Source organism: Streptomyces sp. TLI_053, assembly GCF_900105395.1.
In the GTDB taxonomy this organism is placed as follows: Bacteria; Actinomycetota; Actinomycetes; order Streptomycetales; family Streptomycetaceae; genus Kitasatospora.
In genome coordinates this window covers 6,497,701-6,511,263 of the sequence record NZ_LT629775.1, presented here as the reverse complement: position 1 = coordinate 6,511,263, position 13,563 = coordinate 6,497,701, and the positions used below count along the sequence as shown (strand labels likewise).

9 protein-coding genes are annotated in these 13,563 nt (G+C 77.7%); 4 read left to right on the top strand and 5 right to left on the bottom strand.

Annotated features, from left to right (window positions below; translation table 11 throughout):
• Positions 1–62: 62 nt before the first annotated feature.
• The gene (locus BLU95_RS27000; RefSeq protein ID WP_093862256.1) at positions 63–1,571 is read right to left on the bottom strand and encodes an RNB domain-containing ribonuclease; all 1,509 of its coding nucleotides are present in this window, start codon (positions 1,569–1,571) and stop codon (positions 63–65) included.
• Between the two features lie 202 nt (positions 1,572–1,773).
• On the opposite strand from BLU95_RS27000, the gene BLU95_RS26995 reads away from it, so the two are divergent.
• Both BLU95_RS26995 and yaaA read left to right on the top strand, forming a co-directional pair.
• On the top strand, positions 1,774–2,238 hold the full coding sequence (locus tag BLU95_RS26995) for a DUF3995 domain-containing protein (RefSeq protein ID WP_093862255.1): 465 nt from the start codon (positions 1,774–1,776) through the stop codon (positions 2,236–2,238).
• A 41-nt stretch (positions 2,239–2,279) separates the two neighbouring features.
• On the top strand, positions 2,280–3,065 hold the full coding sequence (yaaA, locus tag BLU95_RS26990; RefSeq protein WP_093862254.1) for a peroxide stress protein YaaA: 786 nt from the start codon (positions 2,280–2,282) through the stop codon (positions 3,063–3,065).
• 160 nt (positions 3,066–3,225) lie between these two features.
• Here yaaA and BLU95_RS26985 read toward each other — a convergent pair whose 3' ends face one another.
• Genes BLU95_RS26985 through BLU95_RS26975 form a run of 3 tightly spaced genes read right to left on the bottom strand, consistent with a single transcriptional unit; the run spans position 3,226 to position 5,979 of the window.
• Positions 3,226–4,365: a bifunctional RNase H/acid phosphatase gene (locus tag BLU95_RS26985; protein ID WP_173862134.1), complete on the bottom strand. Its 1,140-nt coding sequence runs from the start codon at positions 4,363–4,365 to the stop codon at positions 3,226–3,228.
• Positions 4,366–4,375: 10 nt separating this feature from the next.
• Complete coding sequence (locus tag BLU95_RS26980) at positions 4,376–5,119, bottom strand: zinc ribbon domain-containing protein (RefSeq protein ID WP_197698624.1); 744 nt, start codon at positions 5,117–5,119, stop codon at positions 4,376–4,378.
• A 23-nt stretch (positions 5,120–5,142) separates the two neighbouring features.
• Positions 5,143–5,979: a Nif3-like dinuclear metal center hexameric protein gene (locus BLU95_RS26975; RefSeq protein WP_093862251.1), complete on the bottom strand. Its 837-nt coding sequence runs from the start codon at positions 5,977–5,979 to the stop codon at positions 5,143–5,145.
• A gap of 605 nt (positions 5,980–6,584) precedes the next feature.
• Between BLU95_RS26975 and BLU95_RS26970 the strand changes: the two genes are divergently transcribed.
• Positions 6,585–10,175 (top strand): class III lanthionine synthetase LanKC N-terminal domain-containing protein, encoded by a 3,591-nt coding sequence (locus tag BLU95_RS26970; protein ID WP_159425006.1) that lies wholly within the window; start codon positions 6,585–6,587, stop codon positions 10,173–10,175.
• Positions 10,166–12,172, top strand: coding sequence for a S9 family peptidase (locus BLU95_RS26965; protein WP_093862249.1), 2,007 nt, complete (start codon positions 10,166–10,168; stop codon positions 12,170–12,172). The genes BLU95_RS26970 and BLU95_RS26965 overlap by 10 nt, the downstream gene beginning before the upstream one ends.
• On the opposite strand, the gene BLU95_RS26960 is transcribed toward BLU95_RS26965, so the two are convergent.
• Positions 12,169–13,248 (bottom strand): serine/threonine-protein kinase, encoded by a 1,080-nt coding sequence (locus BLU95_RS26960; protein ID WP_093862248.1) that lies wholly within the window; start codon positions 13,246–13,248, stop codon positions 12,169–12,171. The genes BLU95_RS26965 and BLU95_RS26960 overlap by 4 nt on opposite strands.
• Positions 13,249–13,563 lie beyond the last annotated feature (315 nt).

Genomic DNA, 13,563 nt, shown 5'->3' with positions numbered 1-13,563 from the left:
ACGGGCGGCGGACTCACGAAGGTCGCATCGGGCACGGGTCGATCCTCCCACCGGGGCCCGGCTCAGAGGGCGGCGAAGCGGACCGTCCGGGTGGCGGGGTCCGCGACGGTGAGCCGGGCGGCGATCCGGCCGCCCAGCGGCAGGGCGGCGCCGGGTGACTCCCCGTCGCCGGGTGACGCCCCGTCGGCCCCCTCACCGGGCCCGGTGCCCGCCCGGTCGCAGCGGGCCCGGACGGCCGGCTCGCGGAGCTGGACGGTGCCCCGGCCCGGCCGCTTCCCGTCCACGTCGATGACCACCGCCGGGAAGTCCTCGCCCACCCGGCCGGACAGCACCTCCGCCTCCACCAGGTCCACGCAGGCCCGTTCGACCTCGGCCGCCCGGCGGTCCCCCGCCGTCATCAGCGCGGCCACGTCCTCCAGCGCCTCGCGCGCCCAGTCCGGCGGCTCCTCGCCCGCCGCGACCGCCGCGCAGACCTCCTGGGCGAACCGGTCCCCCAGCCGGCGCAGCGGCGCGGTGCAGTGCGCGTACGGCGCGGCCAGCGCGGCGTGCCCGGGGTCGGCGGGCGCGGGACGGCCCCGGGCGGTGTCGAAGGCCCGGTGACCGGCGCCCCGCAGCAGGCCGGTGCACTCGTTCAGGAAGGCGGCGTGCAGCGGGCGGTCCGGGTCCAGCGAGCGGACCAGCTCCGGGTACGGCAGGCCGTCGGGCCAGTCGATGTCCAGCGCGCGGGCGCTGCGGCGCAGCCGCTCGTACGCGGCGGGCGGCGCGGCCGGCAGGGTGCGGAGCAGACCGACCCCGGCGTCCAGCATCAGCTCGGCCGCGGCCATGCCGGTGAGCAGCGAGATCTGGGCGTTCCAGCCGTCGGCGGGGGTCGGCGCGCGGTAGCCGAGGACGTAACCGCGCGGGGTCTCCTCGATCTCCTGCTCGGGCACGGGCAGGCTGATCCCGCCGCGCTCGCGCTCCCGTTCCTCGCGCAGCCGGCCGACGGTGGCGAGCAGGGCGAGCTGCTCGTCGGCACCGCCGGCGTCCACGGCGCGCTGGACGGCCGCGTAGTCGAGCCGGCGGTGCGAGCGGACCACGGCGCGCCGCAGGTCGGCGAGGACGACGGCGCCGTCCTCGTCCAGGTCGAGCTGCCAGAGCAGCGCGGGGCGGGGTTCGCCGGGCAGCAGGCTCGCCGCGTCCTCGGAGAGCCGGGTGGGGTGCAGGGCCACCGACCGGTCGGGGAAGTACAGGGTCTGCACCCGGCGGCGGGCCTCCTCGTCGATCGCCCCGCCGGGGCGGACGAAGGCGGCGACGTCGGCGATGGCGTAGTGCACCCGGTAGCCGCCGCCGGGGCGGTGGGCGAGGTGCATGGCCTGGTCGAGGTCGCGGGAGCCGGGCGGGTCGACGGTGAACAGCGGCAGCCCGGTGGCGTCGTGGTCGGGCAGCCGGGGTGACCCGGCGGCCCGCTCGGCCTCCGCCAGCGCCGCCTCGGGCCATTCGGTGCGGATCTCCAGAGCGGCCCGCAGCTCGGCCAGTTCGGCGTTGATCCGGGCGGAGTCGGCGGCCTTGACGCGCAGTTTTCGGCGGGGCATGGGGGCAGCGTAGGGCCGGGCGGGTGGTTCCGGACGGAGGCCGGTGCGGGCGGCGCGTCCGGGCGGTCCGGTGGCGGGCGGGCGCGTCCGGGCGGACCTCCGGGCAGAGCCCCCGGGTGGGCCCGGCACGCGGGCGGACCGTCGGCGTAAGGAGTCGTAGCGTGGGAGGCGCTGATGATCGACGGCGAAGGGGGCGCACGCGATGCGGGCGGTACGGACCGTGGGAACGGCGGTGGCCGGAGTACTGGCGGGCACTGGGGCGCTGCACGCGCTGTGGACGGTGACGCCTTGGCCGCTGCGGACCCCGGAGGAGTTCGCGGACACCGTGGTCGGCACCGGCGAGGGGGTGCCACCGGCGGCGGCGTGCGCGGCGGTGGCGGGACTGCTCGGGGCGGCCGCGTACCTGGTGGCCGCGGAGGCCGGGGCGGTGCCGGCGGTGGGGCCGGCGCGGTTGCGCCGGGCGGGGGTGCGGACGGTGTCGGCGGTGCTGCTGACGCGCGGCGCGGGCGGCCTGGTGGTGTTCGGGGGCGGCTTCGCCGAGCGCTCGGAGCGGTTCCGGCGCCTCGACACCCGGTACTACTCGCCGCTCTGTCTGGCGCTCGGTGCCGGCGCGGCGGTGGTCTCGGCGGCCGGCACGCGTTACCGGGAGCGCGGGCCGGTTGCGTAGGGTGGCCGGGTCCGCCGCCACAAAGTGTTGAGGAGTCCGCCGTGCTGGTCCTGTTGCCGCCCTCGGAGGGGAAGGCCGCGTCCGGGGACGGTGTGCCGGTGGCGCTCGACGGACTGTCGCTGCCCGGGCTGACGGCGGCCCGGGCCCGGGTGCTGGAGACGCTGGTCGGGCTCTGCCGGGGCGACGAGGACGCCGCCGCCGAGGTGCTGGGGCTGAGCCCCGGGCTGCGCGGCGAGGTGGCGCGCAACGCGGGTCTGCCGACGGCGGGCGCGTTCCCCGCCGGGGAGGTGTACACCGGTGTGCTCTTCGACAACCTCGGGCTGGCGACGCTCGACGAGGCCGCCCACGACCGGGCCGCGCGGTCGCTGCTGGTCTTCTCCGGGCTCTGGGGCGCCGTCCGGATCGACGACCGGATCCCGCCCTACCGCTGCTCGATGGGTGTGAAACTCCCCGGACTGGGGGCGCTCGGAGCGTACTGGCGGAGCGCGACGGCGTCCGTGCTGCCGGAGGTGGCCGACGGGCTGGTGCTGGACCTGCGCTCCTCCGCGTACGCGGCGGCCTGGAAGCCCGCCGGTGAGCTCGTCGCCCGGACGGCCACCGTGCGGGTGCTGCAGGAGCGCGACGGCAGGCGCACGGTGGTGAGCCACTTCAACAAGGCCACCAAGGGCCGTCTGGTCCGCGATCTGCTGGTCGCGGGCGCCGAGCCCAAGACGCCCGGCGAGCTGCTGGACGCGCTGCTGGGGCTCGGCCACCGGGTGGAGGTCGCCGCCGAGGGCACCGCGCGCAAGCCGTGGCAGCTGGACGTGGTGGTCACCGAGGTGCACTGAGCGCCCGTGGACGCGCCCGTGGACGCGTTCCCGGATCGATTCCCGGATGCGTCCTCGACGCGTTCCCTGCCTGAACCGCGCCGGGGCCGGCCGGACGGGATCCGACCGGCCCCGGCGTCCGTCGGCGCGGGTGCCCGGCGTCCGTCAGCGTGTCAGCGCGTCAGCGCAGGTGCCCGGTGTCGTTGAGCAGCCGCAGCGAGGCGTTGCCGTCCGCGTAGTACTGGACGGCGCAGATCGAGGCGGCGGACAGCTCCATCCGGTACAGCGAGTCCGGCGGAGCGCCCAGCGCCAGCCGGACCAGCGTCTTGATCGGGCTGACGTGCGAGACCACCAGCACGGTCTTCCCCGGGTAGCGGGCGAGGACCTTGTCCCGGGCCACCCCGACCCGGTGGGTGAGGGTGGTGAAGCTCTCACCGCCGCCGGTCGGCCTGGCCCTGGCGGAGCCGAGCCAGGCGGCGAGGTCCTCCGGGTACCGCTCCTGGACCTCGCCGAAGGTCAGCCCCTCCCAGGCCCCGAAGTCGACCTCGCGCAGCCCCTCCTCGTAGCGGACCTCCAGGCCCAGCCGGGCGGCCACGGTCTCGGCGGTCTGCCGGGTGCGCAGCATCGGCGAGGCCACCACGGCCTGGACCGAGCCGCGCGCGGCGAGCGCCTCGGCGGCCCGCTCGGCCTGCCAGCGGCCCTTCTCCGACAGCTCCGGGTCGGTGCCGCCGCTGCCGGAGAACCGCTTCTCCGGGGTGAGGTGGGTCTCGCCGTGCCGGAGCAGGACGAAGGTGGTCGGGGTACCGAGGTCGGCGGGCGCCGCCCAGCCGGCCTTGGGGGCGGCGGTCTCCAGCGGCGGTCCGGGTTCGTCGGCGGCGGCCGCCCGGGGAGCCCTGGGCTCCCACTGGCGGCCCGCCTTGCCCGCGTCCATCGCCTCGTTGGCCAGCCGGTCGGCGTCCTTGTTCCGCTCGCGCGGGATCCAGCTGTACGCCACCTGCCCGCGCGGGAAGACCTCGCGCGCCTCGGCCGCGAGCGGCTGCATGTCCGGGTGCTTGATCTTCCACCGGCCGGACATCTGCTCGACGACCAGCTTGGAGTCCATCCTGACGTCCACCGAGGCGGCCGGGTCGATCGCCCGGGCCGCCCTGAGGCCGGCGATCAGGCCCTTGTACTCGGCGACGTTGTTGGTCGCGTGGCCGATGAACTCCGCAGCCTCGGCGATGATCTGTCCGGTGTCGCCGTCCCGGACCACCGCGCCGTAGCCGGCCGGCCCCGGGTTCCCCCGGGAACCGCCGTCCGCCTCGACGACGAACCTGCGCACGGCCACCGGGTCAGACGCCCGAATCGGCGGTGCGGACCAGGATCCGCGAGCAGTTCTCGCAGCGGACCACCTTGTCGGCCGGCTCGGCCTTGATGGAGTTCAGCTCGGTGATCGAGAACTCGGTGCGGCAGCCCTCGCAGCGGCGCTGGAACAGGCGCGCCGCGCCGACGCCGCCCTGGGTCTCGCGCAGCTTGGCGTAGACCTTCATCAGGTCGGCCGGGACGGCGACGGCGACGGCCTCGCGGTCGCGGCGGACCTTCTCCACCTCGGCGTCGATCTCGGCGTACGCGGCGTCCCGGCGGCCCTCGGCCTCGGTCAGCACGACGGTGGAGTGCTCCAGGCGCGCGGTCAGCTCGGTGACCCGGGTCTGGGCGGACTCCAGCCGCTCCATGATCTCCAGCACGACGTCCTCGAGGTCGCCCTGGCGCTTGGCCAGCGAACCGATCTCGTGCTGGAGGTTCTCCAGGTCCTTCGGCGAGGTGATCGCGCCGGAGTCCAGGCGCTGCTGGTTGCGGGCGGCCCGGGAACGGACCTGCTCCACGTCCTGCTCGGCCTTGGTCAGCTCACGGGTGGTGTCGCCGTGCTGGGCCTGGGCGGCGACCACCAGGTCCTTCAGGGCGGTGTGGTCGGCGTTGACCTTGTCGATCTCGGCGTGCTCCGGCAGGCTGCGCCGCCGGTGGGCCAGCTGGTCGAGCTTGGAGTCGAAGGCCTGGAGGTCGAGCAGGCGGATCTGGTCGGCGGGCGCGGCGTTCAAGCGGAGAGCTCCTGTGAATCGGGTCAGGCGGGGAAGGACATGGGGGCGTGCGCGGTCCACGGGTCGGTGACCGTTCGGGAGACCCTGGTCTCCACGGTCCACCCGCGCTTCTCGGCGGTCCCGAGCAGCGCCCGCTCGGCCAGCGGCAGCCAGGGCCATTCGGTGGCCCAGTGCGCGGCGTCGACCAGGGCGATCGGCGCCGCCTCGGCGGCCTCGGAGGCCGGGTGGTGGCGCAGGTCGGCGGTCAGGTAGGCGTCGACGCCCGCCGCGCGCACCTCGGCGAACAGGCTGTCGCCCGAGCCGCCGCACACCGCGACCCGGCTGATCAGCCGGTTCGGGTCGCCGGAGACCCGGACGCCGGCGGCGGTGGCCGGCAGGCCGGCGGCGACCCGCGCGGCGAACGCGGCCAGCGGCAGCGGGGGCTCCAGCAGGCCGACCCGTCCGGTGCCGCGCCGGCCCAGCGGGTCGGTCGGGTCCGGGACCAGCGGGCCGGTCACGGTCACGCCGACCGCCTCGGCGAGCGCGTCCGAGACGCCCGGGTCGGCGTGGTCGGCGTTGGTGTGGGCCACGTGCAGGGCGATCCCGGCGCGGATCAGGGTGTGCACGACCCGGCCCTTGAAGGTGGTGGCGGCCACGGTGGTGGTGCCGCGCAGGTACAGCGGGTGGTGGGTGACCACCAGGTCCGCCCCCCACTCGACCGCCTCGTCGACGACCGCCTGCACGGGGTCGACGGCGAACAGCACGCGGCGGACCTCGGCCCGGGGGTCTCCGCAGACCAGGCCGACGGCGTCCCAGGACTCCGCCCACTGCGGCGGGTACAGCTCTTCGAGGGCGGTGATGACGTCGGACAGTTTCGGCACCTGTCGAGACTACCGTGCGCGCGGGGAGAGCCGTCCGCCCGCCCGGCCGACCTGCCCGACCCGCCCGGGCGGCCGCCGGACCGCGTCGGCGCCCGCGGGACGACCCGGCCCGGGGTGCCCGGGCACGCGTCAACCCGCGGCGCGGGCGTCCCGGGCGGGCGGCGGCCCCGTTCGGCCGCCGCGCGGGCCCGGTTCGCGCCGGGTGACCGGGCGGTCGTCGCGCACACCCCGCGGTTCGCACGAATTCGAAACGGCGCCCGGATCACCCTTACGAGTGAAGTGACCGGCTTCGGATTGAGCACCGCTCGCTACCGAAAGTAACTTCACTCCGGCGAAAGGGAGTTGTCCCGGCAACGGGAGCCGCCCCGGCCGGGCACCGGAGCGGTGACCGGCCGCAGGCGCTTCCGCAGGTGCTTCCCCCGGCGCGCGGAACGGGCCGGACGCCCGGAACCGGGCGGATGCGGCCGGGGCGGTGCGGACCACCGCCGGGGCGCCGGACCCCGGGCCTTCCGAGGAACCGATTTCAGGCCGTGGCCGCCGGTCCCGGTGCCCGAGCGGGCACCGGGACCGGCGCGTCGGCAGCCGACGAAGGGATGTGGTGGCGGATGCGGGCGGACACATCGCTGCGGACGGCCGGTGGCACGGACCCGGTGGACGACGGCGCACCGGCGGAGGACCGGCCGACGGGCGACGGTCCCGACCCCGACGGCGGCCGGTGGCCCGGGATGACGCGGAGCGCCCTCGCCGCCGGGAGTCGTCGGGCCGACGGACCGGACCGGCACGCCGACGGGCAGGACCGGCGGGACGGGCAGGACCGGCGGGTCGGCTGGCGGGTGGACGTCGAGGGCTTCTGGTCCACCGCCAGACCGACCCCGGGCGAACTCCCCGACGAGGGCTGGAAGCTCCACGTCAGCGCCGCCTCGACGGTCGGGGGCGCGGTGCTCGCGGCCGTCACCGAAGTACTCGCCGAGGACCCCTGCGCGTTCCGGTTCGCGACCGGCCCGGCCCAGCTGCACGAGCTCAACTCGCGTCACAGCGAACAGGGTTCGGCCGGCAAGTTCATCACCGTCTACCCGGTCGGCGAACCGCAGTTCCGGCGGCTGGCCGCCGCGCTGCACCGCGCCACCGACGGCCTGCCCGGACCCGCGGTGCTCTCCGACCGCCCGTACCGGCCCGGCAGCCTGGTCCACTACCGGTACGGCGCCATCGCGGCCCGGGCCGAGCTGGGCAACGACGGCGGCTACCGGTCGATGCTGCGCGGGCCGGACGGCGAGCGGGTCGAGGACGTGCGGGGGGCCTCGTACCGGATCCCGCCGTGGGCCCGGGATCCGCTGGCCACCGACGGACCGCGGGCGTTCGACGGACCGCGGGCCTCCCCCGGACCGGCCCCCTTCGGCCCGACCCCGCCCGGCTCGCCCGGCGCCACCGACGCCCGGTCGGTACCCGGTCCCGGTGCTGGTCCCGGTACTGGTGCTGGTGCCGGGTACCGACCGGGCGTCGGCCGGCCCGCGCCCCGGCGGCGCGGCAGCGGCGGGGTCCTGCTCGCCGGACGCTACGTGGTCACCGGGGCGATCCGGAACGGCGCCAAGGGCGGCGTCTTCCTGGGCCGCGACACCGACGGCGGTGACGAGGTCGTGGTCAAACAGGCCCGCGCGCACATCGAGATGGACCCGGCCGGCACGGACGCGCGCGCCGCCCTGCGGCACGAGGCCGCGCTGCTCGCCCGGCTGGAGGGCCTGGGGCTGGCCCCGAGACCGGTCGAACTCGTCGAACAGGACGACTCGCTCTTCCTGGTGCAGGAACGAATCGCCGGACAGCCGCTCGGCAGCTGGGTCGCGGCCCGGCTGCGCCGCGACGGCAGCCCCGACGTCGACTGGGCCGAGGCAGGACCGATGGCCCACATCCTGCTCGACCTCGTCGAGCGGGTGCACGAACAGGGGCTGGTGCTGCGCGACCTCTCCCCCGGCCATGTGCTCGTCCAGCCGGACGGCTCGCTGCGGCTGGTGGACCTGGAGCTGGCCGCCGAGGCCGGCAGCCCCGCCGGATCGTCCGGCGTGCCCGGCTACCGTGCCCCCGAGCAGGGACCGGGGCGGCTCGCCCTGGTCCCCGCCGCCGGGGCCCCGGTGGCGGCGCGACGCGGCGGCGGGTTCGCCGGCCTGACGGCGGGGCGCGGCGGCGACGGCACCCGCACCGCCGAGCCGGAGGCGGACCTCTACGCGCTGGGCGGGCTGTTCTTCCTGCTCGCCACCGGCCACGACCCGCTGCTGCCCGAGGACCTGCCGCACGCCCGCCCGGTCACCGAGCGGCTCGGCCGCTGGCTCGCCCTCGCCGCCCGCTGCGGCACCACCGCGCGCCGACTGGCTCCGGCCGTCCTCGGCCTGCGCGCCGAGGACCCGCGCCACCGGTGGCACCCCGCCCTGGTCCGGGAGTCCCTCGCGGCCGACGGGAGCGCCCCCTCACCGCCCGCCCTCTCCTCGCCCGCCCGCCCGGCCGGCCCGGACCGCCCGGTGCCGGTGCGGGAGGCCGATCGCCTCGCCGGAACCGGCCCGACCGGGGCCGACGACGACAGCCTCCCGACCGGGACCGGGACCGGCGGTCGGACCGGGACGGCCGGGGCCTTCTGGCACACCGAACCCGCCACTGCTCCCCCGGACCGGCCGGGGCCCGGTCCGGCCGCCGCCACCCGCGCCGACGGGCGCCCCCGCGGCCACGGCCACGTCCGCACCCCCGCCCGGAGCGACACCGCCCGGAGCGACACCGCCGTCCTCGACCGGGTGCTGCACGACGGCCTCCGGCACATCGCCGCCACCGCCACACCCTCGCGCCGGGACCGGCTGTGGCCCGTGGTGCCGGCCGGCGAACGCGCGGACCCCTGCAACGTCCAGCACGGCGCGGCCGGCGTCCTGGCCGTCCTCGCCCGCGCGGCCGCGACCGCCGGGCTGCCGGAGGACGTCCGGGCCACCGCCCGCGCCACCGCCCGGACCGCCGCCGACTGGATCGAGCGCCGCTGCGCCGCCGAACCGGTGGTCCTGCCCGGACTGCACTTCGGACGCTCCGGCGCCGCCTGGGCCCTGCTGGACGCCGCCCGTGCCCTGGACGACCGGGCCCTCGCGGGGCGAGCGGCCGGGCTGGCCGCGCGGATAGCCGTCGAGTGGCCGAACCCGGACGTCAGCCACGGCGCGGCCGGCGCCGGCTTCCTGCAACTCCGCTGCGCCGCCGAGGAGCTGCCGGGATCCGCCGCCGACGGCGGGACGGCCGGGGCGGCGGAGTTCCTCGCCCGGGCGTCGCGGTGCGGCCACGGCCTCCTCGCCGCGGCACGGCAGGCACCCTACGGCGCGGTGTGGCCGGTGCCGCAGGACTTCGACTCCGCGCTCGCCGGGATCACCCGTCTCGGATTCGCCCACGGGGTCGCGGGTGTCGGCGCCTTCCTGCTGGCGGCGGCCGGGGCCACCGGGGACGGCGCGCTGCTCGCCGGCGCCGTCGAGGCCGGCCGCACCCTCGCCGCCACCGTCCGCCTCGACCCGTCGGCCGCGCCGGGGCGGGCCGACGACGACGGCTCCCCCGCCGCCCGGTGGCCGCGGAGCGCCGACGACCCCGCGCACGTCCGCCTGACCCACTGGTGCAACGGCTCCTCCGGCGCCGGCAGCTTCCTGCTGCGGCTGTGGCGCGCCACCGGCGACGCCGAGGCGCGCCGGCTGGCCCTGGCCGCCGGGCGGGCGGTCACCGCGGGGCGCTGGCACAGCGGTGTCTGCGCCTGCCACGGCCTGGCCGGGGACGGGGAGTTCCTGCTCGACCTCGCCGGGGCGACCGGCGATCCGGGGTTCCGCGCCGCGGCCGTCGAGTCGGGCCTGCTGATCGCCGCCCGCGCGGCGCTGCGCGACGGGCTGCTGGCCCTGCCGGACGAGACCGGGACCGGGTGCGCGCCCGCGTACGGCACCGGGACGGCGGGGGCGCTGGCCTTCCTGCTGCGGCTGCGGCACGGCGGTCCGCGGCTCTGGGTGGACCCGGTCCCGTTCGGCGCACCGCTCGGTACGCCGTCCGACGCGCTGCTCGGCGCCCCCTCCGAAGCACCGCCCGCCACACCGCCCGACGTACCGGGCGCACCGTCCGACGCACCGGACACACCGCCCGGCGCACCGTCCGGGCGGACCGGCCCCGATCCCGATCCCGCCGGGCAGGTGGATTCATGGACGTGACCACCCGGGCCGGGACCCAGGCCCTGCGCCGGCTCGGCTTCACCTTCTCCGCCGACGGCAGCCACGCCGCCTGCCTGGCCTCCGCCGCCGACGGCGGCTGGTACGCCGAGAGCTGGCACCTCCCCGCCCGGGGCCCCGCCCGGCCGACCGGTCTCCCGCTGCCCGGCCACCGCTCCGAGGACCTCCGCTCGCAGCTGGTCGCCCTGCCGGACGGCTCGGTGCTGGTCCGCCGCGCCGACGGCGACCGGCACGACCTGGTGACGCTCTCCGCCGCCACCGACCAGTACGGCAGGGCCGTCACCGCCGAACGACCGCTGACCACCCTGCGGATGCCCGGCCTCCGGCTCCTGCCGCTCCCGGAGGGCGCGGCGTCGGGCCCCCACGCCCCGGTGGCGCTCGCCCTGGGCAGCGACACCCGGCCGGGCACCACGGTCTGGCTGGTCCGGGCCGACGGCTCGCCGCCGCACCGGATCGCCGAGATCCCGGGCCTGCACGGCGGTGGCATCTGGCTGGACCGCGCCGGAGCGCTGCTGGCCCTCGACCGGGTGGGCGACGGCCTGGTCCGCACCGTGGTGCTCGACCTGCGCACCGGCACCGTCACCCCGCTGCTGGAGATCGGCGAGCGCAGCAACGACCGGCTGCTGCTGTTCGACCCGGACAGCCGGTTCGCGATGGTGCGCAGCGACGCCCCCGGCACCGACCGGATCGGCTGGGGCGTGCCGGGCGGCGGCGAGCCGCTGCGGTTCCCGGAGGCCCTGCACGTCGCGGGCATGTTCCTGCGGCCGGTCGCCCTGTGTCCGGCGGCCGACGGACCACGGGTCGCCGTGCAGCTCGACCACGGCGCGGGCTGCTCGCTCGCCCTGTGGCGGCCCGCCCTGGGCCGGCTGGACCCGTTGCCGGTCCCGCCCGGACGGCTCGGCGCGGTCGGCCACTGGTCGGCGGAGGGGCTGCGGCTGCCGTACTCGGCGCCGGACCACCCGGCCGCGCTCGCCACCCTGGACGTGGACGCGCTGCTGACCCAGGGGCCGGTCGCCAGCACCTCGGGGCCGGTGCCACTGCCGCTCCAACTGGCCCCGCTCGGCTCGGGGTTGCCCGGGCCGTGGCGGGACACCGTGCTGCCCTGGCAGCCCGGCGTCACCCGGAGCCGCCCCGGTACGACGCCGCGCGGCTGGCGGCTGGACGGTTCCGCCGAGCCGGGCGACGGCGGCCGCTGGCACCCCGCGCAGAGCCTCGAACTCTCGGGCCCAGCAGGCCCGTTGGAGGCCGTGGTGTACGGCGGGGACGCCTGGCTGAGCAGCCCCCAGCTGGTGCTGGCCCTGCACGGCGGCCCGGCGGACGCCTGGCGGCTGGAGTTCGACCCGGCGCTGCAGCGGATGGCCGGCGAGGGCCTGGCCGTGCTCGCCCCGAACCAGCGCGGTTCCACGGGCTACGGGGTCGCGCACGCGCTGGCGATCCGGGGCGCCTGGGGCGGGCCCGATCTCGACGACGTCCTGCACCTGCTGGAGGGCATCGCCGGCCAGCGGGCCGCGCTCGGCCTGGAACCGCCGGCCCTGTTCGGGGTCAGCTACGGCGCCTTCCTCGCCCTGCTGGCGGCGGCCCACGCGCCGGCCGATCAGGTGGCGCGCTGCGCGGTGGTCGCGCCGTTCCTGTCCGGCGCCCGGCTGCTCGCCGAAGCCTCCGACCCGGTCCGGGCGCTGACCACCCGGCTGGGCGGCGGGGATCCGATCGCGGACGCCCGCGGGCCGCGCGACGTGCTCCAGCTCGCACACCGGATCGGCGTGCCGCTCCTGGTCGTGCACGGCGACCGGGACGAGGTGGTGCCGGTGAGCCAGTCCCGTTCGCTGCGGCACGAGTTGCTGCGGATCGGGCGCACCGAGGGCGCCGACTTCCGCTACGTCGAGGCGGCGGGAGCCGGGCACGAGGTCCTGGCCGAGGAGGGTGGCGCGGTACTGCACGAGCTGCTCGCCGGGTTCCTGCGCACCGGCCGCCCGGGCTAGGCCCCCGGCCGCTGGTACCGCTCGACCATCGTTTGTACCGGTGGCGGCAGCCAGTCGTCGTTCTCGATCCGGTGGCCGGAGAGCTGTCGCAGGACGTCGGACGCGGTGGGCCGGCGCCCGGGGTCGTGGTCCAGGCACCGGAGCACGACCGCCGCCAGCTGGGCGGGAAGCAGGCCCAGGGCGGATTCCAGCGGCACACCCGGGGCGAACGGAGCGGCGCCACCGGCGTGGCACAGCACCATGCCGAACGCGTACAGGTCGACGGCGGGGGTCACCGGCGCGCCCGAGAGCTGTTCCGGGGCGACGAAGCCGGCCGTACCGACGACGAATCCGGTCGAGGTGAGCCGGGTGTCGTCGGCGGCCCGGGCGATGCCGAAGTCGATGAGCCGCGGGCCGGTGCCGGAGACGATGACGTTGCCCGGCTTGAGGTCGCGGTGGATCACCCCGCAGCGGTGGATCTCCTCCAGGGCCTCGGCGATCCCGGCCGCGAGCGCGTGCAGCGTGCGCCCCGGGACCGGGCCGTGCCGGCGGAGGACCTCCTGCAGCGACGGGCCGGGGATGTACTCGGTGGCCAGCCAGGGCGGGCTGCCGTAGGGATCCGCGTCGACCACGGGCGCGGTGTGGAAGCCGCCGACCCTGCGCGCGGCCTCGATCTCGCGGGCGAAGCGGCGCCGGAAGGCCGGGTCGGCGGCGAGCTCCGGGTTCACGGCCTTCACGGCGACCGGGCGGCCGCCGGGAGTCAGGCCCAGGTAGACCGTTCCCATGCCACCCCGGCCCAGCTCGCCGGTAAGGCGGAAGCGGCCGAGCCGGCCGAGGTCGCCCTGCGCGGGGACGGTCGGGGGGTACGCGTCGGCCGGCGGCGGAGGCGCCCGGTGGACGGGCGGCGCACCGCCGGGCACCGCACCGCCGGGCAACCCACCGCCGGGCAACCCACCGCCGGTCCCGCCCGGCGTCACGGGCGGGCCACCGGGATTCCGTTCGACCGCGCGTCGCCGGGCCCGCCGACGCGCGGTCGACGTGACCAGCACGATCAGCGTCACGACGATCGCGACCGCCACCAGCAGCACCGGCTCCATCCAGCCCCCGCCCTCGCTGGCCCCCGGGCCGCCCCGTCCCCGTGCCGCGGCCCCTGCGCGGAGTATCCCGGATCCGCCTGCCCGGCGGGAGCGGAATGCGCCGCCGGGAGCACCGGTCGAGCGTCCGGTCCGGCCGGGGGGCGGGCCGCGCCGGCGGGTGGGGCGTACGAACCGTCGGGCGGTCCGGGGCCGGGCGGTCCGGGGGACGGGGCGCCGTGGTCCCGGTAGGACCCCGCACACCCCGGCGGTTAGGGTGGCGGCCGCGCCCCGGCCGCTTCCTCGCGGGACCGGCCGGAGGCCGGACGACCCGTACCC